The sequence below is a fragment of the Rhizobium sp. AC27/96 genome (assembly GCF_001692325.1).
In the GTDB taxonomy this organism is placed as follows: Bacteria; Pseudomonadota; Alphaproteobacteria; order Rhizobiales; family Rhizobiaceae; genus Rhizobium.
The window spans coordinates 269,719-293,935 of the sequence record NZ_LXKN01000046.1 but is presented as its reverse complement, the minus strand read 5'-3'; the positions used below and the strand labels follow the sequence as shown (position 1 = coordinate 293,935).

Below are 24,217 nucleotides of genomic sequence, written 5' to 3'. Positions count from 1 at the left end.
GATTAGACGGGAATTCCCACCGTCAGCCTGATGGCCTCGCGCAGCTCCTCGAGGCCATCGCCTTTTTCCGAAGACGTGGACAGAATGCCGGGATAGGCGGCCGCGCGCTTGCGGGTCTTCTCAGCGGTATCGGCCAGCAGCCTCGGAAGCCCGGCTTCCTTGATCTTGTCCGTCTTGGTCAGCACGATCTGATAGGAAACAGCGGCCTTGTCGAGTAGGCTCAGCACTTCTTCATCGTTCTTCTTGATGCCGTGGCGGCTGTCGATGAGCACATAGACGCGCTTCAGCGTCGTGCGTCCACGCAGATAGTCGAACACCAGCTTCGTCCAGGCGTCGACCTGTTCCTTCGGGGCCTGCGCATAGCCATAGCCCGGCATGTCCACCAGGGCCATCGGCGGCAGATCGCCATTCTCGCCCGAAAAACCGTCGGGAACGAAGTAATTGAGCTCCTGCGTGCGGCCCGGCGTGTTCGAGGTACGCGCCAGGCCCTTGTGACCGACCAGCGCATTGATCAGCGATGACTTGCCGACATTCGAGCGCCCGGCGAAAGCCACTTCCGCCGGTCCTTCCGGTGGCAGAAATTTCATCGCCGGCACGCCGCGGATGAAAATCCACGGACGCCCGAAAAGCGGCTTGTCGTCTTTTATCGTCTGGTCTGCCATGCGCTCGCGGTCTTTTGCTTGAATGAGTGGTCTGGCTTCGGGGTTTTATCCGCGAAAGTCAAGTTTTGATCGCCGGATTGGCGCTGGAGCATCTCTTCCATTTCGAGAGCGACGAGGCAAAATCCGCAATTGCTGCACCGCTGAACCACGCAGATCGTGCTAAAGCTCGGTACCATGAAAACAGTCACCGAACAGAGCTATCGTCGGCGCATAGCGCGGGTCATCGAGGCGATCATGGTCGATCCGTCGGCACCGCATTCCGTCGAAAGCCTGGCAGCGGTCGCGCACTTCTCTCCCTTTCATTTTCACAGGCTTTACCGCGCAATGACAGGCGAAAGCGTTGCCGCCACCATACGGCGGGTACGGCTTGCGCAGGCGGCATATCAATTGGCCGCGAGCCCCGCCTCGGTCACGGAGGCGGCTTTGGAGGCCGGCTATGACAGCTCGCAGAGCTTCGCGCGTGCCTTTCGCAGTCTGACAGGCCTGAGCCCGACCGCCTTCCAACAGCAGCAGCAGGCGATCGCGGCAAACCTGCAATCGGTGACGATTGAAGATCGACCACCGGCGACGCTATTCGGCTTGCATCACGAAGGTCCGGCCGCCCAGACCATCCCCCATACTTTCCGCCGTCTCGCCCAAAAACTATCGGAATCCGGGTTGGTGTGGACCGATCTCGTCCGTGTCGGCGTCGGTTCCGGCGATCCGGAGCAGGGCGAGGGGTTCCGGTATTTCGCTGGAGTTGTGCTTCCGAGCGACAGCACCGCGACAGAAGGGCTTGAGCGATATGATGTGCCGGGCGGACGCTATGCCAGCTATCGGCTCATGGGACCTTACGCCCTGATTTCCTCGACCTTTCAGACGCTCTTCGGCAGCTGGCTGCCGCAGAGCGGCTTCGAACCCGACGACCGCCCGGTTATCGAGCTTTACCTCAATCATCCGGCCAAGGTGATGGAGCACGAAATTGCCACCGATCTGCTGATCCCAATTCGCGGCGCCAACGGCACCTAGTCGCGCCAGCACCTCACATCCCAGTTTCGCATGGGCGGCCGATCTCGAGGGATAAGCCGAACTCTATCCCTTTGTGTTTTTCGATATTCTCTGGAGAAGAAAATGCACCTTATCAAAATTGGCTTTCTCATTGCCCTTGGGCTAGTCGCAACCTCGGTTCAGGCGGCGGGTCTGACGCCGATCGAAGTGCCGGCCGGTGCAGACGGCCCCGCCTTGAAAGGCTTTGTCTGGTCGCCCTGCGCGACCCAGGCAAACGAAGTCCAACTCGGGCCGATCACTGTCCCAGCCGTGCGTGGCTGCGCTATCGCAGGCGAGAAACTGCCGCTGGTCGTCATCTCGCATGGCCACGGCGGCGGTTCCCTTAATCATCACGACGTTGCCGAGACGCTTGCGGATAAGGGCTTCCTGGTGGTCGCGCTCAATCATCCCGGCGACAATTTCTCCGATCCCAGTCGGGCCGGCGATATCTCGATCATGTTCCAGCGACCGCAGGACGTGAAGCGTCTCATCGATTTTCTGCTGGCCGGCTGGAAGGAGAGAGCGAAGATCGATCCGGACCGTATCGGTTTCTTCGGCTTTTCCCGCGGCGGCTATACCGGCCTCGTGCTCGCCGGCGCCGTTCCGGATTTCGGCGATCCTACCGTTCCATGCCCCGAGCCGGCTCCGATCTGCGGCGAAATCCGCCGAAACGAAATACCGGCAACGCCGCTCGCACGTGACCCACGCATCAAGGCTTTCGTCCTTGCCGATCCACTGAGCTTCTTCTCGACCAAGGAGAGCCTGAGGAGCGTCGAAGCACCCATCCAGCTCTGGAGTTCCGAGCGGGGCGGCGACGGCGTGCTGCCGAAGAGCGTCGCCATGCTTGAGGACAATTTGCCGAGCAAGCCTGACTTTCACCTCGTGCCCGGCTCGGCGCATTTCGCCTTCCTGGCGCCATGCCCACCGGCCTTGGCCAAATCACAGCCGGAGATTTGCTCCGATCGGGCAGGGTTTGACAGGGCTTCGTTCCACAAGTCGTTCGATAAGGAGGTTCTGGCGTTCTTCCGTCAGCATCTCAACGCAGGCCATGCGCCATGAGACGGCCACCTCGTCGCAAGATCATATACTTCTCGAAAAAGAAAAGCCCCGCGAGAGCGGGGCTTTTTGGTTCATTTCGATGGTGCCGGTTTTCGTTTGAACAGGCCCTTCAGATTGTCGAAGAGTTCCACCTTCACACCATGCCGCCTCATGATGATCGACTGCTGGATGACCGAGAGCGTGTTGTTCCAGGCCCAGTAGATGACGAGGCCGGCCGGGAAGCTTGCCAGCATGAACATGAATACCAGCGGCATCCAGGTGAAGATCATCGCCTGGGTCGGATCCGGCGGCGTCGGGTTCATGCGCATCTGCAGGAACATGGTGACACCCATGATCATCGGCCAGACGCCGAGATGCAGGATGGTCGGAGCCGCAAACGGCAGCAGCCCGAAGAGATTGACGATCGAGGTCGGGTCCGGAGCGGAAAGGTCCTGGATCCAGCCGAAGAACGGCGCATGGCGCATCTCGATGGTGATGTAGATCACCTTATAGAGCGAGAAGAAGATCGGGATCTGCAAGAGCACCGGCCAGCAACCCGCGATCGGATTGATCTTCTCTTCCTTATAGAGCTGCATCGTCGCCTGTTGCAGCCCCATTCGGTCGTCGCCGAACTTCGCCTTCAGCTCTTCCATTTTCGGCTGCATGCGCTTCATGTTGGCCATCGAAGCATACTGCTTGCTGGCGAGCGGGAAGAACAATGCCTTGACCACGATGGTGGTGCAAAGGATGGCGACGCCGAAATTGCCGAAGTAGCGGAAGAAGAAATCCATCAGCTTGAACATCGGCTTGGTGATGAAATAGAACCAGCCCCAGTCGATCAGGCGGTCGAAGCGCGGGATCGAGTAGCTGGTCTCGTAACGGTCGATGACCGGTACTTCTTTCGCGCCGGCGAAGACGAGGTTCTTCAGTTCGATCGACTGGCTGGGAGCAACCGTGATGGCGTCCTGCTTGTAATCGGCCTGATAGCGCGGCGTGCCGTCGCTGAAGTGCGAGAAACGGGCATCATAGGCGGTCGCCTGCGGCGGCACGATGGTCGCGGCCCAGTACTTGTCCGTCATGCCGAGCCAGCCGCCGGTGGACTTGGCGGGCGTCGTGGCTTCCTTTTCGGTCGCTGCGTACTTGGTCTCGATCAGGCCGTCATCGCCGATGACGCCGATGAAGCCTTCGTGCAGAACGTAAGCAGACGGCGTCTCCGGTTTGTTGTAACGGGTGACGCGGCCATAGCTCGACAGCGAAACCGGTGCCTGGCCGCTGTTGGCGATCTTGTCGCTGATCGTGAACATGTAGCGATCGTCGACCGAAATCGTGCGCGAAAAGGTGATGCCCTTGTCATTGGTAAAGGTGAGCGTTACCGGCGTCTTGTCGGTCAGCTTGTCGCCGCTCGAGAGCGTCCAGACGGTCGAAGGGCCGGGGACTGCGCCGGTGGCGTCGCTGCCGACATAGCCGAGCTCGGTGAAGTAACCATCCTTGGTGTCGGCCGGGCTGAACAGCGTGATGATCGGGCTGCTCTTGTCGACGGTCTCGTGATAGGTCTTGAGCCTGAGGTCGTCGAGGCGCGCGCCCTCCAGGTTGATGGAGCCGGCGAGTGCGGGCGTATCGATCGTGATGCGCGAAGAGGCGGTCTTGGCAACCGATTGGTCGCGCGACAGGACCGTCGGCGCGGTCTGGCCGCCTGCCGGCAGTGAACCGTTGACCGCGGCGCCTGCGCCCGCAGCTGCGGGCGTCGTCTGCTGGGCCTGCTGCGACTGCTGCTGCAGCTTGGCGGCCTGTTCGGCCTGGCGCTGCGCTTCAAGGCGCGGGTTCATATAGAAAAACTGCCAGGCAAGAACAATCAGCACAGACAGTGCAATTGCAATGAAGTAATTGCGTTTGTTTTCCATCATACTTTCCTGGAGCGGTCCGTTTCCGACCGCCGATGTTTCGGCCTGGTTTCGATGCGGCTTACGAGTTCGCTTGCCAATTTTTCGAAAGGTGCGGTCAGCACATCGCGCCGCGCGACAACCACATAGTCGTGTCCGGGCTGCATTGCAAACCCGGCATGAAGCCGCACGGCTTCTTTCAGCCTGCGCCGCATGCGGTTACGCTCCACTGCGTTGCCATGTTTTTTTGTAACGGTAAAACCAACGCGGGGGTCGGCGTCGGCAAGCTTGCGGTCCAGCATCTCTAGGAGGAAGAAGCCGCCTCTGCGCTTCTCACCTTCGCGGACTGCAAGGAACTGCGGCCGGCTTTTCAGCCGCCCGACAGTCTTATTGGGTCGTTCATTCGTCAATTTGCCCGCCATCCTCGACTATCGGGCATTTCGGCCGTTAGGCCGAAAGACGCTTGCGGCCGCGGCTACGGCGAGCGGAAAGAACCGCGCGACCGCCCTTGGTGGCCATACGCGAACGGAAGCCGTGGCGACGCTTGCGAACAAGCTTGGATGGTTGATAGGTACGCTTCATTTATTTAAACACCGCGGAGTGCGGCCCTTCTTGAGCTTTGCCTTAACAGCAAGCAGCGTTGTTGATTATGGCGAACGGACTTGGCCCGCAAATGCAGGCTCCGTGACCGGACGTGCGCGGGCTTATACGGATCAAGGCCCGGAGAGTCAATTATACCGCCGCAAATTCCTTTGAATCAGGGATTTCAGCCGGTCGATCGCCCATCGCCGCGCACTGCTCCAGCATTCCGTCTGCTCGACTACGGCGCCAGCAATATAATTCAGTAATTACTTAAATATAGGCCCGAAATAGCGCCGAATAGGCGCGTTTTGATTAAAATTACCGCAATATAACATTAATCAATTTAGCCGATATCTAGGTATATGCCGGGAAAACCCGTCGATTTCTGGGGGATGGGCTCGGCGCCGGAGGTATATTGTGAAAATTCGCGGCAAAATAAATCTGCTTGTATCAGTTATGACTGGCGCGGCACTCTTGATCGGTGCCACCGCTCTTTATGCTCTGCATCAATATGACCAGAAATTACAGAGTTACGAGCAGACAGCCAGCCGCGCCTATATGGGCGAGCACCTCAATCGCTACGTGACCGCGGTCGTCATGGAAGCGCGCGGTATTTACGCGGCCGCTTCGGCGAAGGATTCCAAGAACTTTGCCGATGGGCTGATGAGCGATCTAGATGAGATCGACAAGGTGCTTGCGGCATGGGCGCCTCTGGTTCCCGATGCCCAAAAGGCGGAATTTTCCAAATTGCAGACCCGCGCCCAGGAGTTTCGCGGCTTCCGCACGGAGACGGCCCGCCTCGGCGTGACGGACGGTCCGGATGCAGCCAGCAAACAGGGAAACAACGAGGCGAACCGCGCCAATCGCAAAGCCTTCCAGGCCGAGATCGATGCCGTCGTCCAGGCCGACAAGGCAGAGCTTGCCAGGGCTGAAAGCGAGATCGCGACTTTTCACGATCACGTTCTTTGGGTCGTCCTTGGTATCATGATCGTCGGTATCGGCGCCGGTGTCGGCCTGGGCACCTATATCGGTACGGTCCACCTGAGCCGCCCGATCCGCAAGGTGACGGACGCCATCAAGCAGGTTGCCGACGGGCAATTCGATATCGAGGTTCCGTTTGCCGGCCGCGCCGACGAAATCGGCGAAATGGCCGCCGCCGTCGATGTCTTCAAGGAAAACGGCAATGCCGTTCGCCGTATGAACGCCGAGGAAACGGCCATGCGCGCCAGAAGCGACGAGCTTCAATCGAGCATGTCGCTGGCCGTTTCGGCTGCCGCCGCCGGCGATTTCAGCCGCCGCATCGATAGGGATTATGGCGACGCCAATCTCAATCGTTTCGCCGGCAATGTGAATGAGCTGCTTGTCAGCGTCGATGCCGGCATCGGCGAGGTTCGCCGCGTCATCGCAAGCCTGGCCGATGGCGATTTGACGCAGGCGATGAAGGGTGAGTTCCAGGGCGCCTTTGCGGAATTGCAGGAGAACGTCAATGCGACGTTTGCAACGCTCAAGAGCACCATGCGCGAAGTGCGCGAGACCACGGGCTCGATCAACTCCAACACCAATGAGCTGCGCCACGCCAGCGACGATCTTTCCAAGCGCACCGAACAGCAGGCCGCCGCTCTCGAGGAAACCTCGGCGGCGCTCGACGAGATCACCTCCGTCGTCCAGAATTCGACGGAACGGGCACGCGAGGCAAGCGTCATGGTCAGCGAGGCCAAGGACGATGCCGCCCGCTCCGGCACGGTGGTTCGCAACGCCATCGACGCCATGGGCCGCATCCAGCAGGCATCAGGCGAAATCAGCCAGATCATCGGCGTCATCGACGATATCGCCTTTCAGACCAATCTGCTGGCGCTGAATGCCGGCGTGGAAGCGGCGCGTGCCGGCGAGGCGGGCAAAGGCTTTGCCGTCGTTGCCCAGGAAGTGCGCGAGCTTGCCCAACGCTCCGCCACTGCGGCCAAGGATATCAAGGCGCTGATCAGCAAATCGGGCGATCAGGTGCAGGTCGGCGTCAAGCTGGTGCAGGACACCGGCTCGGCGCTGGCGACCATCGAAGCCCGCGTGCTCAAGATCAACGATCATATCCATTCCATCGCGACGGCGGCGCGCGAACAGGCAACAGGCCTGTCCGAGGTCAACAAGGCCGTCAATCAGATGGACGAAGTCACGCAGCGCAATGCCGCGATGGTCGAAGAGACCTCGGCCGCGACGCATCGTCTGGCGGGCGAGGCCGATGGTCTGGTGCGCCTTGTTTCCCGCTTCAAGGTCGATGTCGGCACCCTGTCCGCTCCGGTGCCGGCGCGGGCCGAAACGCATCGTCCGGCGGCCTCGCCGGCACGCCGGATGATCGACAAGGTTGCGACGGCCTTTGGCGGCAGTGCTGCCCGATCGCCGGCCACCACGACGCAGAATTGGGAAGAATTCTGATCTCTTCGCAAGGGCGGTGCGGCCTTGCGTGAGCGCCGCCACCGTCCTTTCCGAGCCTGTTGCGGTTTCAAAGCCGGGAAGCGATTGGAAAAAAGCCCATAATCACCTATTATCTGGTTTCGATACGTCGCCATCAGGTCGCTTAGCGGCGAAGCGGGACAATTGAAATGGATAGTGAGCAGGGCAGGGATACCGCGAAGGCCGGCAAGGCCGAGAAGGGTCGTCTGTCCCAGTTTTGCAGGCCTACGGGCATTTTCGGCGGCCTCTCCGGCAAGCTTCTCATCCTCACCGTCGGCTTCATTCTTATCGCCGAAGTGCTGATCTTCGTGCCCTCCGTTGCCAATATGCGGCTGCGCTGGCTGGAAGATCGCCTGAGCACGGCCGCCGCTGCCGCAATCGTCATCGACGGCCTGCAGCCGGCCGAGCTGCCCCGCGCGCTGCAAAAGGAAACCCTGATGGCCACCGGCACCCGGGCCATCGTCCTGCGCAAGGACGGCACGTCGCGCTTGCTGGCGACGGCTGAAATGCCCGCTTCCGTCGACGACATGTATGATCTGAGCGATGTGTCGCAGCTGACGGCCATCAAGGACGCGCTCGATACGCTGCTGTTCGGTGGCAACCGCATCATCCGCGTCTTTGGCCCTGTCGGCGGCGATGCCGGCACCGGGATCGAGGTGGTGCTGAAGGATACGCGTCTGCGCAATGCGATGCTCGCCTATTCCGGCAGCGTCTTCTTCATGTCGATCCTGATCTCGCTCTTCACAGCGACGCTGATCTTCTTTGCAATCAACCGCATGATGATCAGGCCGATCCGCCGCCTCACCGACAGCATGCAGGCCTATTCGGACGATCCGGAAGATCCGGGCCGCGTGCTGGTGCCCGATAAGGGGGGCGATGAGCTCGCCGTTGCCGGCCGTCATCTGGCCTCGATGCAGTCGCAGCTGCAGAAGACGCTGAAGCAGCAGAAAAATCTGGCGGCCCTCGGCCTCGCCGTGTCGAAGATCAACCACGACATGCGCAACATATTGTCGGCTGCGCAGCTTATGTCGGACAGGCTGGTCGATGTCGATGATCCGATGGTCAAACGTTTTGCGCCCAAGCTGCTGCGCACGATCGATCGCGCCGTCGGCTACACGACCGAGGTTCTGTCCTACGGCCAGACCTCCGAATCCGCCCCGCGCCGGCGCAAGATTCACCTCGTCGAGCTTATCGGCGAGGTGCGCGATATCCTGGCGATCGATCCCGAAAGCGGCATAGAATTCGTCGAGCAGCTGAGCCCCGAGCTGGAGGTCGACGCCGACAGCGAGCAACTGTTCCGTGTCATCCACAATCTCTGCCGCAATGCCCATCAGGCGCTGATCGCCTTTGGCGAGATTACGCCGGACAGCATCCGGCGCATCACCGTCTCGGCGCATCGAATCGGCAGCGTCGTCAGCATCACCGTCGATGACACCGGCCCCGGCATGCCGCAGAAAGCCCGCGAAAACCTCTTTACCGCCTTCCGTGGCTCCGCGCGCTCCGGCGGTACCGGCCTTGGCCTGGCGATTGCGAGAGAGCTTGTGCTGGCCCATGGCGGCACCATTGCGCTGGTGGAAAAGCCGGCAGCGGGAACGCAGTTCCGAATCGAAATTCCCGACCGACCGGTATCCCTCGACGATTATCGCAGCCGGAGCCTCCAAGAAAGTTGAGTATTTTCAGTCTCTTGCCGGCATCTTGCACGAAAATCGCGATCTTTTTCACAAATCCACTTGCATTCCCTCAAGGGAGGCTTTAGAGAACCGCCACACCAAACGGTTCCTTCCGTTTCGGCACGCACCCGTAGCTCAGCTGGATAGAGCACCAGACTACGAATCTGGGGGTCAGGAGTTCGAATCTCTTCGGGTGCGCCATTTCTTTCTGAATTTTGGTTTAGTTCAAAACGCGGCGAATTGCTGCGCAGAACCAGTATCTTGCTCGCTCTTGCGTGAACTGCAATCGCACGAGGCATCCCCCAGTCGTAGCGAAAGATCGCCCTGATCCGTCGGTGGTAATCACCTCGCGCTCGGCCCATGGCTCGCATCGAGCTTGCGCAGCTTGCCGGCCAATACTCGGTTTCGGCGAAGTCGCCAGCGGCCTGAAATCATGGCGCGTTTCCACGATATGACGCTACCGGACTGGGGGCGACGCTATCTGTATAGAATTGCAAAGACACAGCCAGTTTACTTCATGCATCGCTTAATTGCGTTGGGAGCATCAATGGAGCCAGCTGAGACAGGTCTTTCTACGACTGAAGAATAACTCTTCTGTCCTTCCGATAACAAAAGAACCAGGGACTGCACATCGCGAGCCTTGAATAGCATAGGGGCTATCTATTCGGCATCGCGTTGGCGGGATTTTGATGTCAATGCGCATATGTTAGGGGCGTGCCATGGAGCGTTGGCTGTTGGTTTCCAACTGCAACACGTATGGTCTTGCGCGTTCGTTGCAGTTGTTGAGCAACAGCTTCCATCTTGATTGCGTCGATGTGTGGCAATTCAAGCGGAATACGCAGGAATATGCGGAGAAGATCCCGACCTATGATCGGGTGATTGTAAATCCCGAGGTCGAGCTTAGCGGCTATGATTTCTCAACGGCGCGGAATCTCTGCAGGATTCCGAATCTGGAATTTGATGCTTACCATCCGGATTTCTGTTTTGCTGGAGCAAGGGGAACGCGAATTACCGAGCCGATGGCCGCCAGCCAGTCGATGATCGCGCTCGCGGCCTTCCAGGCGGGATTGGGCATCGAGGAGACGCTCATGTTGTTTCGCCGCGACGTTTACGAGCGATGCGGCTTTCTTGCGCGATGGGAGCCTGCGAGAGACAGGCTCATTGCAACATTCGCAACCTTCGGAATCGACTTGTCGAATTCCTTCCGGCGCTGGTCACGCGGCGAAATTTTCATGCACAGTTTGGGGCATCCAAAGGCGCAGCCGATTTTCGATATCGCGCGGGCGTTTCTCAAAAGTCAGAACGTGGAGATCAACAAGACGGATATTCTGCCGTTTGACACGATGGTGGAGGCAGGCTGCCTGCCAGTCTATCCCGAGATCGGAGAGGCGCTCGGCGTCGATGGCTCGTATTTCTTCAAGCTTCCGGGCGAATACAAGCTGATCTCACTGCAGAAATTCATCGAGCGCAGCTTCGAGGTCTATCGGGGATACGATCTGAATGAAATTCAGGTCGAGCCCGGTTTTCGCAATCGTTTTCATCAGGTCACAAGCGTTGTGGCGGAGATACATGCATGACGAATCCATATGCCGGAATTCAGGATTACCAACTATGGCGGCGGTCTGTCGCACGGGTGGAAACGCACATGTTCGATCCGATCGTGAATCCAAGGTTCACGATCGACAAGACGTCGAAAGTCGCAACCGCCGGCAGTTGTTTCGCTCAGCATATTTCGCGGCAGATCCAGCGCATCGGCTTTCATTATTTCATTACCGAAAAGGGAAGCGAGCTTTCCGAAGCGGAGCGCGTTAAGCGCAACTTCGGCGTTTTCTCGGCGCGATATGGAAATATCTACACCTCACGGCAGTTGCTTCAGCTTTTCGATGAGGCTTTCGAGGGCCGTGTTCCCCTGGAGAAGGCGTGGTTGCGCAAGGACGGCAGGTTTGTCGATCCCTATCGCCCGCAGGTCGAGCCGGATGGCTATGAAACAGCCAAGGCCGTTGCCGAGGCGCGCAGGCGCCATCTTGCGGCGGTCCGGTCGGTTTTCGCCGATTCCGACGTCCTGGTTTTCACTCTCGGGCTTACCGAGGCATGGAGATCAAAGGCGGACGGTTCCATCTTTCCCCTGGCGCCTGGCGTCACCGCTGGTTCTTTCGACCCCGATCAGCACGAGTTCATCAATCTTACCCTGGACAACGTGAATGATGATCTGTCTCTTTTCCTCAAGAAACTGAAGGCGGTGAATCCCCGGGTGAAGGTGCTGCTCACGGTCTCTCCGGTGCCGCTGGTCGCGACCTACGAGAACCGAAGCGTCCTGGTTTCGACAACCTACAGCAAATCCGTGCTGCGCGTGGCAGCCGAGCAGATGCTCTCACGCTTCGACTGGGTGGACTATTTTCCCTCCTACGAAATCATCACCGGAAGCTATGCTGGCGGCCTCTACTACGAGGACGACTATCGCGAGGTAAACCACCTTGGCGTAGCGCACGTCATGCGGTGTTTCGTCCGGCACTACGTATCCCAGCCGGCCGACGCGTCGGCGAGGAAGTTCGAGATGTTGCCACCTCCCGTCGCCGAGTTTCAGGACGTGGTCTGTGACGAGCGCGAAATCGAGATGCTGCGCCCCTGATGTGAGGGCAATGGGTACCGGTTCGCCGCTCACACAAGATATGCATGGGAGTTTTTCGTGGAATCGTGGTTGGTCATTTCAAACGCACAGACGCACAACCTGGCAAACTCGCTGCGGCTGCTTACCAATGACATCGAGATCGATGCTGTCACCATCTGGCACCTGAAGGCGGACCTCAACAGCTATCAGCCGAAAATTCCGGACTATGACAGGGTGATCATTCATCCCTTTATCGAGCAGGGCTATTGTGATTTCTCCACCGCGGCCAAGCTGGACAGAATCCCTTCGATAGCGTTTGACGCCTATCATCCGGATGTCTGTTTCACCCTCATGGGGGGTGGGATTTTCAACGGTGTCATGGGTGCCTATCATTCGATGATAGGACTGGCGGCCTTCAGGGCGGGGTTGAGCGTCGAGCGAGCGTGCTCTCTTTTCCGGCGCGATATTTTCGAGCGGTGCGGATTCTTGAACCGTTGGGAGGGCGAGCGTCAGCAGCTGATGGACAATTTCGCTCGATATGGGCTGGATATTTCGGCTCCGTTCAGATCCTGGGGGCGTCGCGAGAGCTTCATGCACGGCATTGATCACTCGAAAGCCCGCCCCATCCACGACATTGCCCACACCTACCTTCAATCATGCGGGATCGAGCCCAATCCCACGGATATCGTACCGGCAGACCTGATCATGACGGGGGTGTGCTTTCCGGTCTATCCGGAGATTGCGGAAGCCCTCGGCGTCGAAGGCTCCTACATGTTCAAGCGCTATCAGGAATACAGGCTGATCTCGCTGCAGGATTTCATGGAGCAGAGCTTTGCGGCCTATTCAAACTATCCAATCGACGAGATCACCATCGATCCGCGTTTTCGCCAACGCTTCGAGCTTGTGAAGTCGGTGATAGCCGAAGAGACCGGCACTGAGACGCTCGATATCGACGCGGCATAATTCGTATCGTCGGGAGGGTGGCGGTAAATACCTCGTTGCGAAGCGAGATGTTCACTTTCGCGAGGTTGCCGCTCCTCCATGATCCGTCGCCAGCGGCAGTTCCGGCAGAAACAACAGCGCCGCCAGCGCCAATGCCACGATCACCGTTCCCGTTGCGAACGTCATGGCGATGGCGTGGCGGTAGAGGGCAATGGCGGCGGCATGGACTTCGGGGGAGGCGGTGGCGAGCTGCTTCAGACCGGCTTCGGTGAGCGATGACATATGCACGCCATCCAGCAGACCGCCGGCATTCTGCACGCGATAGGCAAGGATAGCGCCGGAGCCGGTAACGCCGATGAGGCCGCCGAGCGAGCGGAAGAAGGCAAGCGTTGCCGTACCCACGCCGCGATGAGCGAAGGGCAGGGCATTCTGCACCGCGATCGTCATCGTCGGCATGACGAGCCCAAGCCCCAGGCCAAGCGCGAAGACGGCCGGTTCGATGATCCAGAAGCCCTGGCTGGTGGCCGCAGCCCAGGCAAGCACCGCGAAGGCGATGGTTGCAAGACCGAGGCCGAAGAGCTGTGCCGGCTTGTAGCGCCCGAAGCGATGCAGCAGCACGCGGCCGTTGAGCATCGACGATATGACGACGCCGACCATCAGCGGGCCGGTCAGCAGGCCGGAATGCGACGGGCTGACACCCATGACCATCTGGAAGAATAGCGGAAAGAACAGGCTCGCGCCGAGCATGCCCATGAAGGTCAGGGCGAGCACGATGCAGGCGACGACGAACAGCCGGTTATGGAAGAGATCGGGCGGCAGCACCGGTTCGGCTTCGCGCCGGATGTGGAAGACGAACAGAACGCAGAGAACCAGGGCGAGTGCGGACAGGCTGAAAATTTCCGGCGAATTCCAGGCCCATTCATTGCCGCCGAGCGCCAGCACCAGCAGGAAGCTGGTCGTGCAGGCCGTCAGCAAGGCTGCACCGAGATAGTCGATGCGACGGCTGTGTGACTGATGCGGCCGCTTGAGCGCGCGGCCGATCATGACCAGCGCGACGGCGCCGATCGGCAGGTTGACATAGAAGATCCAGTGCCAGGACAGGAGATCGGTGATGATGCCGCCGGCAATCGGGCCGATGACACTGCAGATGGCGAAGACAGCCGCGATCGAGCCCTGATTGCGCCCGCGCTTGGCCGGCGGCACGATATCGCCGATGATGATCTGCGCCAGCGGCATCAATCCGCCCGCGCCGATGCCCTGGATGGCGCGGAAGATGATGAGCTGCATCAGCGTTTGCGCCATGCCGCTCAGGACCGAGCCGAGAAGGAAGATCAGGATCGCCGCATAGATCATCGGCTTGCGGCCATATTGGTCGCTGAGCTTGCCGTAAAGCGGCATGGTGCTGGTGGAGGCGAGCACATAGGCGCTGACGACCCAGGAGAGATGCGTCAAACCGCCGAGATCGCTGACAATGCGCGGCAGTGCGGTGGCGACGATGCTCTGGTCGATGGCGCCAAGGCCGAGAACGATCATCAGGCCGAGAATGACAGCACGGATCTCGCGACGATCCGGCGGATTATCACCGGCTGGCGTCAGTGGCGGAGTGGCATTCAGGGGTGTGCCGCTCATTGTCCGATCTCCCCAAGCGGCCCGACCGCGCCGCGAATGGCCGCGCGTTGTTCGGGTGATAGTTTGGCCAGTTCCGATGCGAGCCAGTCGGTTCGCTTCTGCTTCATGCTGCGCATGATGTCTTGACCTTTCTCGGTCGCCATCAGGCCATTGCGCCTGCGGTCAGTGGGGTCTGGTTCCGAACGCATGATGAGGCCGTCCCTCTCCATCACCTTCACATGCCCGGATATCGTCGGGCCGCGCAGCTTCTCCATCCGCGCAAGTTCGGCAACGCCGATGCCCGGTTGGCGCATGATGGCAAAGAGCAGCAGGGCGTGCAGCGGCGAAAGGCCGGGATCGTCGCTCTCGCGCCGCAATTGCCGATACAGACGATGGAGGGCGGGACGCAGCGCTTCAGCGAGCGCCTGTGCTTCTTCGAGCGCGTGACGAGGGTCGGATTTATCCATTGGTCTCGATCGACATATAGATAGGTAGGCTTCCTATCTATATGTCGAGTCCACGTACTTGCGCAAGCAGTAATATTGTGAAACATTTTCAATCATTGCGCGTTGTTCATCGGTGTTGCGACTCAAGAGGAGAAGAGCTGTGAAACGACTTCTGACAACGGTAACAGTGACTGCTTTAAGTGCATTGATGGCGCTCTCGTCTTTCGATCCGGCCACCGCGGGACCGATCCAGCCGATGGTCCAGCCGGCAGCTGCGCAGACAAGCACCCAGGCCGCGGGCGTGATCGACGTACAGTATCGTCATCACCGCAGGCACTATCGCCCGCATCGCCCTCATTATCGTCCGCACTACCGTCCGCATTATCGCGGCGGCTATTGGCATGGCCACCGCGGCTATCGCTATGCGCGCCCGGGCTATCGCCGCTATCACGACGGCTACTGGTATCCGCTGGCCGCCTTCACGGCCGGTGCGATCATTGGCGGGGCCATTTCTCATCCGCCCCGTGGCAGCGCTCATGTTCGCTGGTGCGCCAGCCGCTACAAGACCTACCGCGCTTCCGACGATACCTATCAGCCGACCAATGGACCGCGCCGTCAGTGCGTGAGCCCATAAGCCGAATGGGTGATGCTCTCTCCGTCATCGCGGAGAGAGCGCCGCTTCAGTCAGTTGTGGGGAGAGGCATCTTCAATCCTGTCAGCTGTTGCGAGACATCCCAAAGCCGCCGCCAAATGGCGGGGTCACGGGCATGTGCGGCAATCTTGGAGCGGACCGGCGGCCCCTTGAGTTCATAAAAGCCGTTTGGACCATACATGAGGCCACCTTCCGCCTCAGGCGAGGTGGCGGCAAGAAGCGTCGGCAAGGCGCCCGCCGCTGCCGATTGCGAGAGCATCGGCTCCATGATTTTCATCAGGAACTCGAGCGAACTTGCCCTTTCTCGGCCCATGCGTGGCCCCGCTGTCTGCAGACCGGTAACCGAATATCCGGGATGGGCGGCAACGCTTTTCAGCTTCCAGCCCTCCGCGCGGGCAATGCGATCGAGCTCCAGGCTGAACAGCAGCGTCGCGAGCTTTGACTGGCAATAGGCGCGCCAGGGCCTGTAATTTCTTCGCCATTGCAGATCGTCGAAATTGATCCGGCCGCTGCGATGCGCCAGGCTGCTGACGGTGACCACGCGCGGATTGTCGGAGGCGAAGACCTTGGGCAGCAGCCGCATCGTCCAGGCAAAATGGCCGATATAATTGGCTCCCATCTGCATCTCGAAACCGTCTTCCGTTTCGTGCCGATCCGGAATGGCCATGACGCCGGCATTGTTGATGAGAAGATCGATGTGCGGCACGGAGGCCGCGATGCGATCGGCCGTACGGGCGACCGAATCGAGGCGGGAAAGATCGAGAGGTTCGAAGGCTATATCCGCATCCGGCGTCGCCGAGCGGATATTGGCGAGCGCCTCTGCGCCCTTTCTTTCATTGCGCGAGGCGATGATCACCTTTGCGCCGGCGCCTGCCAGCGCCTTGGCTGCTTCATAGCCGATGCCACTATTGGCGCCGGTGATAACTGCAATTCTGCCTGCTTGCGCAGGAATGTCTTTCACTGACCAATCTGGCATTGCGGAACTCCTGTAAGGGGATTTGGCATCGCCTATTGTATCTGGTAATTTATTGCACTAAATGCAAGTTTGTAATTGATGAAAATAAACAATGAAAAAAATTAGATGATTGCGCTGGCATATCAGCGATTCCAGGCACTCTGATGGTGTGGCGCGCCTTTGAAATGCCACGCTGCTCGGTCCTGATCGCAATGCATTCGCCATCGTAGCCGGAGATTGGATTCGCGGAATGACGACAAAGACATCATGCTCCGATTTTGTGCAGTTTTTCCGCTCGTGGGTGAGCGATCCGATGCGGGTTGCCGCGGTCGCGCCTTCGGGTGAGCGTCTGGCCAGGCTGATGACGCAGGAAATCGATCCGTTTGACGGTCCCGTGCTGGAGCTTGGTCCCGGCACGGGTGTTTTCACGCGCGCCTTGTTGGCGCGCGGGATTCCTGAAAGCGCCCTGACCCTTGTCGAATTCGGCGAGGAGTTTGCCGTTCGGCTGCGCGCCCGCTTCCCCGAAGCGCGCGTGGTGCAGATGGATGCGGCGCAGCTTGGCGATTGTGGCCTGTTTGACGACGCGCCCTTTGGCGCCGTCATCAGCGGTCTGCCGCTATTGTCCATGCCGCCTTCCAAAGTCGCGGCGATTGTCGGCGGCGCCTTCGAGACGATGAAACCAGGCGGCGCCTTCTATCAGTTCACCTATGGTCCGCGTTGTCCGGTTCCCCGGCCCATTCTGGAAAGCCTGGGTCTGAGAGGCAAGCGCATTGGCGGCACCGTGCGCAACATCCCGCCCGCCGGCGTCTACAGGATATCGCGGCAAAATCCGCTTGAGCTCTCGATTGACGGCTCCAAATATCGTAGCACCGAGACGGGTGCGGGAATCGCCGCATATGCGGCGGAAGCCGGCAAGGCCGATACGGGACGGCCTGAAGCAAGTGCATAATGGGGGACCAGATGGCGGATTTGCCTGGCATCGATGTCGCGGTGAGGGAAGGGCGGCGTGAACGGAAGCGCCGCCAGACCCGGGAGCGTATCGAAAACGAGGCCTTGACGCTGTTTCTCGAGCGGGGCTTCGACAATACGACGATTGAAGACATCACCGAGGCAGCCGATGTCTCCAAACGCAGCTTCTTCGACTATTTTCCCAGCAAGGAAGATGTGGTTGCCGCCTGGCAGGACAGTTTTGCCTCCGAGTTGATCGGCGCCGTCGCAGCTCAGCCCCCGGACGCGTCGCTTGTGGAGGTTATCGAGGCGGCGATCAACGCGGCTTTGCATGCCGCTATCTCGGATCCGCGGCATCTTGCCGTCGCGGTCCTGATCCGTGACACGCCGGCGCTTCGCGCCCGCGATCAGCTGAAATATGCCAAGCTTGAAAGAAAGCTCGCGGCTGCGCTGCATGCCCGTTGTCACGGCGACCATAAGGAGCGGTTCCGCCTGAGTGTGCTCGCGGCTGCGGTCGTCAGCATGCTGCGCATCGGCGGTGAACGCTGGAATGATACGCCGCAAGGGACGACGTCGCTGGAAGACTTTGCCAGCAGCATATTCAAGGAGCTTTGGGAAGCGCTTGCTGATCTCGGCGTGCACGCGCAGCAGCATTTGTCGCACCGCTAGGCTCGACGGGGGCTTGTGATGGCCCTCTGCAATCGCACGCGAAAATGCGCCGCGCCGATCACGACACCCCGGAAAGAATAGCCTGTCTTGGGGCCGTGCATTGCATATGCTGAGCTGCCGACCCATGTACTAAGGCGTCGCGGCCTTATTCCCCTCTTCGCGACCAGCTCAATTTGCTCGAAAAGTCCCGGCCGCTCCGTTGCCGGGAACTCTATTCATATTTCAGATCAGCAAAGGGACCATCACCATGTCAGATTTCGACGCAGCCAAGTCCGGTCAATTCAAGATCGGCGGCGATCTCCCCGTTAATCGTCTCGGCTTCGGTGCCATGCGCATCACGGGTGCCGGCATATGGGGCGAGCCCGATGACCATGCGGAAGCCGTCCGCACCCTGAAGCGCCTGCCGGAACTCGGCATCAACTTCATCGATACGGCCGATTCCTATGGCCCGGATGTGTCCGAACGCCTCATCAAGGAAGCTCTGCATCCCTATCCCAACGGCCTCGTCGTCGCCACCAAGGGCGGATTGACCCGCACCGGCCCGAATGTCTGGGTACCTTTGGGCCGCCCGGAATATCTCATCCAGCAGGCGCATAAGAGCCTGCGTAATCTCGGCGTCGACCGGATCGACCTCTGGCAGCTTCACCGGATCGATTCCAAGGTGCCGGCGGCCGAGCAATTCGATGCCGTGAAATCTCTGCTGAGCGACGGCATTATCCGCCATGCGGGCCTGAGCGAAGTCTCGGTTGCCGACATCGAAGCCGCCTCGAAGCATTTCAAGGTCGTGACGGTGCAGAACCGCTATAATCTCGTCGACCGCACCAGCGAAGACGTGCTCGATTATTGCGAGAAGCACAATATCGGCTTCATTCCCTGGTTCCCGCTGGCCGCCGGCGATCTCGCCAAGGAAGGCTCGCTTCTCGATACCATCGCCAAGAAGCATGGTGCTGCGCCGAGCCAGATCGCACTTGCCTGGGTGCTGAAGCGCAGCCCCGTGATGCTGCCCATCCCGGGCACCGGCAAGGTCAAGCATCTCGAAGAGAACACCTCGGCCGTGAACATCGTGCTTTCCGACGAGGAATTTACTGCGTTGGATGTCGAGGGCAAGAAGGCGTTCAAGGCGGCGTAAGGCAATCGGGGCTTCAACAAAGCCACATCGTCCTATCGAGAACACCGAGGCGGCGGAGAAAAATCTCCGCCGCCTCGTCGGGAATCTGGACGGCATTATACGTCGATGCTTGCGATCACGATGATGTGAATCGCGGATCCCTGCTATCCGACGACTGTAAATTAGGCGGCGGAATACCGGAATGGCTGGAGATATGCGGCCTTTCCGGCGTTTTCGCGTAAAAGCAATGCGCTTGCTGCATTGCTGCATTGCGAAAGCCTGCCTTTTCATGAATGCGCCAGCATTATATCTATTTGTCTCGAAGGAAGCGCACTCCTCCTCCCAGCGCTCCTTCATTGATTGGCAACACTCCTCCTCCTCCCAGTTGCCAATCCGGATCAAGAGCCCGACGCATCCTCCTCCCGCGTCGGGCTCTTTTTTATTCTCCTTTCTCTCGGCATTTCAGCTTCGATCAACGGCGTTGCGCCTTTGCAATGCCATCACGAATTAGCATCGCTTCATGTGATCAAGAACACCTTTGCCGGCTTGCGCCCAAGGTGGCGATGCGTAGAGTGGCGCGACATTCAGGCGTAGGAAGAGGTTGCATGATGCAGCGTATGGCAGGTTCGGGCCGATGGAGAGGGATGCTTCTCCGGGCTGCAGCCGTCTTCGTGACGCTTTCTCTGGCGGCTTGCGGCCGTCCGATCGGGGTCATGCAGCCGATCGGCGAAAATGTGCCGGGCACATCGAAGGTCAACTTGCTGGTCGCCACGACGCGCTTGCCGGACAAGGATCCGGCGATCCTGTTCTCGGGCGAGCGCGGCCTTGGGCTGAAGGTTGATGCGGTCAGCATCTCGATTCCGCCGGAAGCCAACCGCAAGGTCGGCCAGGTGCAATGGCCGAGCCGTTTGCCCGGCAACCCCCTGAAGAATTTCGTGACGACGGCGGTCAAGCCGCTGGCGACCGAAGCGGACGGGCGAGCCTGGCTGCATACGGAGCTGCCGAAGAACAAGCGGGTGCTGATCTTCGTGCATGGTTTCAACAACCGCTACGAGGATGCAGTCTATCGCTTCGCGCAGATCGTCCATGATTCGCATGCCGACGTCGCGCCGATCGTCTTCACCTGGCCGTCGCGCGCCAGCATCTTCGACTATGCCTATGACAAGGAAAGCACCAACTATTCCCGCGATTCGCTGGAGGAACTGTTGCGCCGCGTCGCCGCCGATCCGTCAGTCGGCGAAATAACCGTCATGGCCCATTCGATGGGCAGCTGGCTTGCCGTCGAATCCTTGAGGCAGATGGCGATCCGCAATGGCCGCGTTGCGCCGAAGATCAAGAATGTCATCCTGGCGTCGCCGGATCTTGATGTCGATGTCTTCGGCAGGCAGTTTGCAGCGCTAGGCAAGGACAAGCCGCATTTCACGCTGTTCGTCTCGCGCGATGACCGCGCTCTGTCGCTGTCCAGGCGCATTTCCGGCAATATCGATCGCCTGGGCCAGATCGATCCTACTGCCGAACCCTATCGCAGCGAGCTGGAAAAGCAGGGAATCACCGTACTCGATCTCACCCAGCTCAAGACCGGTGACGGCCTCAATCACGGCAAGTTCGCCGAAAGCCCGGAAGTGGTGAAGCTGATCGGCGCCCGGTTGATTGCGGGACAGACGATTACCGATTCCGATGTCGGTATCGGCGATGCCGTCGGCGCGGTTGCCATGGGTGCCGCTCAGACCGTCGGCAGCGTCGCCGGTGCCGCCGTCAGCGCGCCGATCGCCATCTTCGACCCGCGCACGCGCCAGAATTACGGCGAACAATGGCGCCGCGTCGGTGCCTCCGCCGGCAACACCTTCGGCTCCGTCGGCGATAGCGTGCAAGCGACGGGCAGCAATGTCGGAGAGGCATTGGGCCAATAAAAGCCTCATGCCCTGACCAGTAACAGCCGTCTTCCTTGTGTTTTGAAAACGCAATAGCCAGCTCGTGCGATCTGATATATCAGAAGATGACGCCCATTGGGCGGCATGGTTTATTGGTGATCGATGACGGCATCACGCGGCACGTCTGATTGGAGCAGATGAGATGAGATGGAAGCGCACGATCCAGTTGCTGGATGTTCATTGCGAGGGTGAAATCGGCCGGGTTGCCATTGGCGGCGTGCCGAAGATCCCCGGCAACAGCATTGCCGAGCAACTGCACTGGCTGAACACCGATCCCAAGGGTCAGGAACTCCGTCGCTTCCTCGTGCTGGAGCCGCGCGGTGCGCCAATCGGCTCCGTCAACCTGCTGCTGCCGGCCAAACATCCGGATGCCGATGCCGCCTTCATTATCCTGCAGCCGGATCAGGCGCATGCCAGCTCCGGCTCCAATTCGATTTGCGTGACGACGGCGCTGCTCGAATCCGGCATTGTCGAGATGAAGGAGCCGGAAACGGTTGTCACGCTCGAGACGGCGGCTGGCCTCGTGCGGGCGACGGCGACCTGCCGTGATGGTCGCTGCGAGAAGGTGCGGCTGACCATGGTGCCTTCCTTCGTGCATGAGCTGGATGTCGAGATCGACACGCCGCAATGGGGCAAGATCAAGCTCGATCTTTGCTACGGCGGTATTTTTTATGGGCTCGTCGATGTCGGCCAGATCGGCCTGACTATCGAGAAGGCCAATGCGGCCGCCCTCGTGCAGGCCGGCATGGTTCTCAAGGAGGCGATCAATCGCACAAAGTCGGTCGTCCATCCGGAAATCCCGGCGATATCGGGCGTTGCCTATGTCATGTTCCGCGATATCGATGCGGACGGTGCCATCCGCACCTGCACGACCATGTGGCCCGGTCGCGCCGATCGCTCGCCCTGCGGCACTGGCAATTCCGCCAATCTGGCAACGCTGCATGCGCGCGGCAAGGCCAAGGTCGGCGATGTCTTCAAATCTCGCTCGATCATCGGCTCGGAGTTCGAGGTGGGCCTGCAGGCAGAGACCGAAGTCGCCGGCAAGACGGCAATCATCCCCACGATAACAGGCCGTGGCTTCACCTTCGGCTTGAGCCAGGTGGCGCTCGATCCCTTCGATCCGATGGCGGATGGCTTCGCGATGACGGATGTCTGGGGACCTTCGGCGGGGGAAATCTAGAGTCTATCCCTTCGGATAGATCACGCCTTTGCGCAAAATAATATTCCCATAGAGCCGGGGTTCGCTGGTCTGTATCAGCGCGTGCGCCTGCTTCACCCGGTCGTAAAACTCCGCCGGCAGCAGCGGCACGACCTTGATCTCGGGCACATGCCGGGCGCAGCACTCGATCATCTCGGCATGAACCGGATCGACCGCATCGCGATCCTGGCGCACGGTCGCGCGGAAGATCGCCTGCGGCACGAAATCGTCGATCGGCAGCACGCTGAGCACGGCGTCGAGCACGCGGACGACGCCATGGCCGTCGAGACGGATGAGGCGGCGCCCATGTTCGAGACCCGGATAATTGCCGTCGACGAGGGCGATTTCGTCGCCGTGGCCCATGGCGCGCAAGGTCGCCAACAGTTCCGGGCTTAACAGCGGGTCAATGCCCTTCAGCATGCTCTATCTCCTTGAAGAGGACGTTTTGGTCGATGAGGTAGCGCGCGAAGATCGGCAGGCTGGCGCCGCCGATGGCGCGTGCCTGCGGCCCCACGGCGCCTTCCATGATCTCTGGCATGACGACGCCCTGCAGGTCGAGCTCCGAAGCCGCCTTGATGGTTGCGCGCACCACGCGTTCCCGCACCCAGTCGGGAAAGCCGCCATCGATGACGGCGGCGCTGAAATCGATCACCGAGGCGGAGGCGACAATCGCCTGTGCCAGCGCCTTGGCCGTATCCTGGATCCAGATTTCCAGCGGCTCGCCGAAATCGATCCAGTTGTCGGCCGAGTACCAGAGCGGGCGCGGGTCGAAGCCGTGATCCCTCAACAGGTTCTCGAGCACGAAGATCGAGGCGATTTCCAGAAGCTGGCGGTTCTCGCCGTTGCGGCCGCGCACGGGCAGGGGGCCGAGCGCGCCGGCTGTGCCGGTGCGGCCGACGAAGATCGAGGAATTGAGAACGATGCCGCCGCCGAGGAAGGAGCCGATGAAGAAATAGACGAAATCCGGATAATGCGCGCCGACACCGAAGACGAGTTCGGCGCCGCAGGCACTGGTGGCGTCGTTCTGCAGGAAGACGGGATAGGTGACGCGCGCTGCGATCTCTGCCTGCAGGTTGAAGCCGCGCCACACATCCATCGCTCCCGGCGGCGCGCCCACCTGCTCCGCCCAGTTCCACAATTCGAACGGTGCTGCGACCCCGATGCCGACAAGCTTGCGGCGCTCTTCGCTGCTGAGGCGCCCCTCAAGTTCCTGAATGCCCGTGGTTATGAAAGCGATGATGTCCTGCGGCAACGGATAGGGATAGATCCTGTGAAGCTGCATCCTGATGCCGCCGACGAAATCCATCAGCACCAGATCGGCGCTGCGCCGGCCGATCTTGACGCCGAAGGAAAGCACGGCATCGGGGTTGAGCCGCATGGGGATGGATGGCTGCCCGACGCGGCCGCGAACCGGTGCATCGCGGGACAGCAGCCCGTCCTTTTCCAATTCCCGCATGATGACGGAAACGGTCTGTGCCGAAAGGCCGCTACGCCGGGCGATATCGGCTTTTGACAGCGCCCCGTGCCGACGCACGAGCGACAGCACTAGCCGCTCATTGTGCGCGCGCACACCAATCTGGTTCGCGCCCCCGCTGGGGTCGAGAATCGCTGGTGTTGTGGGTGTATCCTCCGGGTCATGCACGAGAGACATGGGCCTGCTCCTTCCACCATGGCCATGCCCTATTTTCTACCAGAATGCCATATCCAATTAATAATTCAATCGGATTTATTTATTGACAGACGGAAATCTTTAGGCTCAGATATGGACCGTCGAGGACGCGCATATGACCTGGGAGGAGGTCTTTCGGAACTAATCTGACAGGCATGGCGCATCTTTAAGCCGGGTTCG

Annotated in this window: 22 protein-coding genes and 1 tRNA gene; 14 read left to right on the top strand and 9 right to left on the bottom strand. The window is 60.0% G+C overall.

All coding sequences use genetic code 11. The features are described from left to right. Positions 1-2: 2 nt before the first annotated feature. Positions 3-662, bottom strand: coding sequence for a ribosome biogenesis GTP-binding protein YihA/YsxC (yihA, locus tag A6U86_RS26805; protein WP_068397529.1), 660 nt, complete (start codon positions 660-662; stop codon positions 3-5). A gap of 174 nt (positions 663-836) precedes the next feature. Between yihA and A6U86_RS26795 the strand changes: the two genes are divergently transcribed. Both A6U86_RS26795 and A6U86_RS26790 read left to right on the top strand, forming a co-directional pair. Then, a complete protein-coding gene (locus A6U86_RS26795; protein WP_068397522.1) occupies positions 837-1,670 on the top strand; it encodes a GyrI-like domain-containing protein in 834 nt (277 codons plus the stop codon). A 102-nt stretch (positions 1,671-1,772) separates the two neighbouring features. Then, positions 1,773-2,747, top strand: coding sequence for an alpha/beta fold hydrolase (locus A6U86_RS26790; protein ID WP_068397518.1), 975 nt, complete (start codon positions 1,773-1,775; stop codon positions 2,745-2,747). 71 nt (positions 2,748-2,818) lie between these two features. Here A6U86_RS26790 and yidC read toward each other — a convergent pair whose 3' ends face one another. The 3 genes from yidC to rpmH are packed head-to-tail and all read right to left on the bottom strand — an operon-like array spanning position 2,819 to position 5,188. Further along, positions 2,819-4,627, bottom strand: coding sequence for a membrane protein insertase YidC (yidC, locus tag A6U86_RS26785; protein WP_068397516.1), 1,809 nt, complete (start codon positions 4,625-4,627; stop codon positions 2,819-2,821). Beyond that, complete coding sequence (gene rnpA, locus A6U86_RS26780) at positions 4,627-5,028, bottom strand: ribonuclease P protein component (protein ID WP_034488842.1); 402 nt, start codon at positions 5,026-5,028, stop codon at positions 4,627-4,629. Before rnpA ends, yidC begins: the two co-directional genes overlap by 1 nt. A 25-nt stretch (positions 5,029-5,053) precedes the next feature. Further along, positions 5,054-5,188 carry a 50S ribosomal protein L34 gene (rpmH, locus tag A6U86_RS26775; protein WP_034488840.1) on the bottom strand — a complete coding sequence of 45 codons (135 nt, stop codon included), beginning with the start codon at positions 5,186-5,188 and terminating at the stop codon, positions 5,054-5,056. A gap of 417 nt (positions 5,189-5,605) precedes the next feature. Between rpmH and A6U86_RS26770 the strand changes: the two genes are divergently transcribed. The 6 genes from A6U86_RS26770 (at position 5,606) to A6U86_RS26745 (ending at position 12,874) form a co-directional block, all read left to right on the top strand. Continuing rightward, positions 5,606-7,615 carry a methyl-accepting chemotaxis protein gene (locus A6U86_RS26770; protein ID WP_083196998.1) on the top strand — a complete coding sequence of 670 codons (2,010 nt, stop codon included), beginning with the start codon at positions 5,606-5,608 and terminating at the stop codon, positions 7,613-7,615. A gap of 167 nt (positions 7,616-7,782) precedes the next feature. After that, positions 7,783-9,303, top strand: a complete 1,521-nt coding sequence (locus A6U86_RS26765) for a HAMP domain-containing sensor histidine kinase (protein ID WP_068397508.1) — start codon at positions 7,783-7,785, stop codon at positions 9,301-9,303. Between the two features lie 124 nt (positions 9,304-9,427). Beyond that, positions 9,428-9,504: transfer RNA gene (locus tag A6U86_RS26760), tRNA-Arg, on the top strand. A 518-nt stretch (positions 9,505-10,022) separates the two neighbouring features. After that, entirely contained in the window at positions 10,023-10,880 is an 858-nt protein-coding gene (locus tag A6U86_RS26755) for a WcbI family polysaccharide biosynthesis putative acetyltransferase (RefSeq protein WP_068397505.1), read from the top strand. Next, positions 10,877-11,932 (top strand): GSCFA domain-containing protein, encoded by a 1,056-nt coding sequence (locus A6U86_RS26750; protein WP_068397502.1) that lies wholly within the window; start codon positions 10,877-10,879, stop codon positions 11,930-11,932. The genes A6U86_RS26755 and A6U86_RS26750 overlap by 4 nt, the downstream gene beginning before the upstream one ends. A 57-nt stretch (positions 11,933-11,989) precedes the next feature. Continuing rightward, a complete protein-coding gene (locus tag A6U86_RS26745) occupies positions 11,990-12,874 on the top strand; it encodes a WcbI family polysaccharide biosynthesis putative acetyltransferase (protein WP_068397500.1) in 885 nt (294 codons plus the stop codon). Positions 12,875-12,925: 51 nt separating this feature from the next. On the opposite strand, the gene A6U86_RS26740 is transcribed toward A6U86_RS26745, so the two are convergent. Both A6U86_RS26740 and A6U86_RS26735 read right to left on the bottom strand, forming a co-directional pair. Beyond that, positions 12,926-14,482 (bottom strand): MDR family MFS transporter, encoded by a 1,557-nt coding sequence (locus A6U86_RS26740; RefSeq protein WP_068397499.1) that lies wholly within the window; start codon positions 14,480-14,482, stop codon positions 12,926-12,928. Then, positions 14,479-14,928: a MarR family winged helix-turn-helix transcriptional regulator gene (locus A6U86_RS26735; RefSeq protein ID WP_068397498.1), complete on the bottom strand. Its 450-nt coding sequence runs from the start codon at positions 14,926-14,928 to the stop codon at positions 14,479-14,481. The genes A6U86_RS26740 and A6U86_RS26735 overlap by 4 nt, the downstream gene beginning before the upstream one ends. Before the next feature lie 139 nt (positions 14,929-15,067). On the opposite strand from A6U86_RS26735, the gene A6U86_RS26730 reads away from it, so the two are divergent. After that, a complete protein-coding gene (locus A6U86_RS26730; RefSeq protein ID WP_244510106.1) occupies positions 15,068-15,541 on the top strand; it encodes a BA14K family protein in 474 nt (157 codons plus the stop codon). A 46-nt stretch (positions 15,542-15,587) separates the two neighbouring features. Here the strand turns inward: A6U86_RS26730 and A6U86_RS26725 are convergent, their stop codons facing one another. Then, positions 15,588-16,535 carry an SDR family oxidoreductase gene (locus A6U86_RS26725; RefSeq protein WP_068397492.1) on the bottom strand — a complete coding sequence of 316 codons (948 nt, stop codon included), beginning with the start codon at positions 16,533-16,535 and terminating at the stop codon, positions 15,588-15,590. 229 nt (positions 16,536-16,764) lie between these two features. Between A6U86_RS26725 and A6U86_RS26720 the strand changes: the two genes are divergently transcribed. The 5 genes from A6U86_RS26720 to A6U86_RS26700 all read left to right on the top strand — a co-directional run bounded on the left by A6U86_RS26720 (position 16,765) and on the right by A6U86_RS26700 (position 22,350). Beyond that, the gene (locus tag A6U86_RS26720; RefSeq protein ID WP_068397489.1) at positions 16,765-17,463 is read left to right on the top strand and encodes a class I SAM-dependent methyltransferase; all 699 of its coding nucleotides are present in this window, start codon (positions 16,765-16,767) and stop codon (positions 17,461-17,463) included. Positions 17,464-17,474: 11 nt separating this feature from the next. Beyond that, positions 17,475-18,131: a TetR family transcriptional regulator gene (locus A6U86_RS26715; protein WP_068397487.1), complete on the top strand. Its 657-nt coding sequence runs from the start codon at positions 17,475-17,477 to the stop codon at positions 18,129-18,131. Between the two features lie 247 nt (positions 18,132-18,378). Then, complete coding sequence (locus A6U86_RS26710; protein WP_068397486.1) at positions 18,379-19,260, top strand: aldo/keto reductase; 882 nt, start codon at positions 18,379-18,381, stop codon at positions 19,258-19,260. A 623-nt stretch (positions 19,261-19,883) separates the two neighbouring features. Then, positions 19,884-21,149, top strand: a complete 1,266-nt coding sequence (locus A6U86_RS26705) for an alpha/beta hydrolase (RefSeq protein ID WP_141683825.1) — start codon at positions 19,884-19,886, stop codon at positions 21,147-21,149. A gap of 163 nt (positions 21,150-21,312) precedes the next feature. Continuing rightward, on the top strand, positions 21,313-22,350 hold the full coding sequence (locus A6U86_RS26700) for a 4-hydroxyproline epimerase (RefSeq protein WP_068397484.1): 1,038 nt from the start codon (positions 21,313-21,315) through the stop codon (positions 22,348-22,350). A 3-nt stretch (positions 22,351-22,353) separates the two neighbouring features. On the opposite strand, the gene A6U86_RS26695 is transcribed toward A6U86_RS26700, so the two are convergent. Continuing rightward, complete coding sequence (locus A6U86_RS26695) at positions 22,354-22,788, bottom strand: RbsD/FucU family protein (protein ID WP_068397929.1); 435 nt, start codon at positions 22,786-22,788, stop codon at positions 22,354-22,356. Next, positions 22,772-24,019, bottom strand: coding sequence for an ROK family transcriptional regulator (locus A6U86_RS26690; RefSeq protein WP_068397482.1), 1,248 nt, complete (start codon positions 24,017-24,019; stop codon positions 22,772-22,774). The genes A6U86_RS26695 and A6U86_RS26690 overlap by 17 nt, the downstream gene beginning before the upstream one ends. Between the last annotated feature and the right edge of the window lie 198 nt (positions 24,020-24,217).

Excerpts from the sequence above, each read along its gene's own strand:
- yihA (WP_068397529.1), bottom strand. The coding sequence starts at position 662 with ATGGCAGACCAGACGATAAAAGACGACAAGCCGCTTTTCGGGCGTCCG.
- A6U86_RS26795 (WP_068397522.1), top strand. The coding sequence starts at position 837 with ATGAAAACAGTCACCGAACAGAGCTATCGTCGGCGCATAGCGCGGGTC.
- A6U86_RS26790 (WP_068397518.1), top strand. The coding sequence starts at position 1,773 with ATGCACCTTATCAAAATTGGCTTTCTCATTGCCCTTGGGCTAGTCGCA.
- yidC (WP_068397516.1), bottom strand. The coding sequence starts at position 4,627 with ATGGAAAACAAACGCAATTACTTCATTGCAATTGCACTGTCTGTGCTG.
- rnpA (WP_034488842.1), bottom strand. The coding sequence starts at position 5,028 with ATGGCGGGCAAATTGACGAATGAACGACCCAATAAGACTGTCGGGCGG.
- rpmH (WP_034488840.1), bottom strand. The coding sequence starts at position 5,188 with ATGAAGCGTACCTATCAACCATCCAAGCTTGTTCGCAAGCGTCGCCAC.
- A6U86_RS26765 (WP_068397508.1), top strand. The coding sequence starts at position 7,783 with ATGGATAGTGAGCAGGGCAGGGATACCGCGAAGGCCGGCAAGGCCGAG.
- A6U86_RS26755 (WP_068397505.1), top strand. The coding sequence starts at position 10,023 with ATGGAGCGTTGGCTGTTGGTTTCCAACTGCAACACGTATGGTCTTGCG.
- A6U86_RS26750 (WP_068397502.1), top strand. The coding sequence starts at position 10,877 with ATGACGAATCCATATGCCGGAATTCAGGATTACCAACTATGGCGGCGG.
- A6U86_RS26740 (WP_068397499.1), bottom strand. The coding sequence starts at position 14,482 with ATGAGCGGCACACCCCTGAATGCCACTCCGCCACTGACGCCAGCCGGT.
- A6U86_RS26735 (WP_068397498.1), bottom strand. The coding sequence starts at position 14,928 with ATGGATAAATCCGACCCTCGTCACGCGCTCGAAGAAGCACAGGCGCTC.
- A6U86_RS26725 (WP_068397492.1), bottom strand. The coding sequence starts at position 16,535 with ATGCCAGATTGGTCAGTGAAAGACATTCCTGCGCAAGCAGGCAGAATT.
- A6U86_RS26720 (WP_068397489.1), top strand. The coding sequence starts at position 16,765 with ATGACGACAAAGACATCATGCTCCGATTTTGTGCAGTTTTTCCGCTCG.
- A6U86_RS26715 (WP_068397487.1), top strand. The coding sequence starts at position 17,475 with ATGGCGGATTTGCCTGGCATCGATGTCGCGGTGAGGGAAGGGCGGCGT.
- A6U86_RS26710 (WP_068397486.1), top strand. The coding sequence starts at position 18,379 with ATGTCAGATTTCGACGCAGCCAAGTCCGGTCAATTCAAGATCGGCGGC.
- A6U86_RS26705 (WP_141683825.1), top strand. The coding sequence starts at position 19,884 with ATGCTTCTCCGGGCTGCAGCCGTCTTCGTGACGCTTTCTCTGGCGGCT.
- A6U86_RS26700 (WP_068397484.1), top strand. The coding sequence starts at position 21,313 with ATGAGATGGAAGCGCACGATCCAGTTGCTGGATGTTCATTGCGAGGGT.
- A6U86_RS26695 (WP_068397929.1), bottom strand. The coding sequence starts at position 22,788 with ATGCTGAAGGGCATTGACCCGCTGTTAAGCCCGGAACTGTTGGCGACC.
- A6U86_RS26690 (WP_068397482.1), bottom strand. The coding sequence starts at position 24,019 with ATGTCTCTCGTGCATGACCCGGAGGATACACCCACAACACCAGCGATT.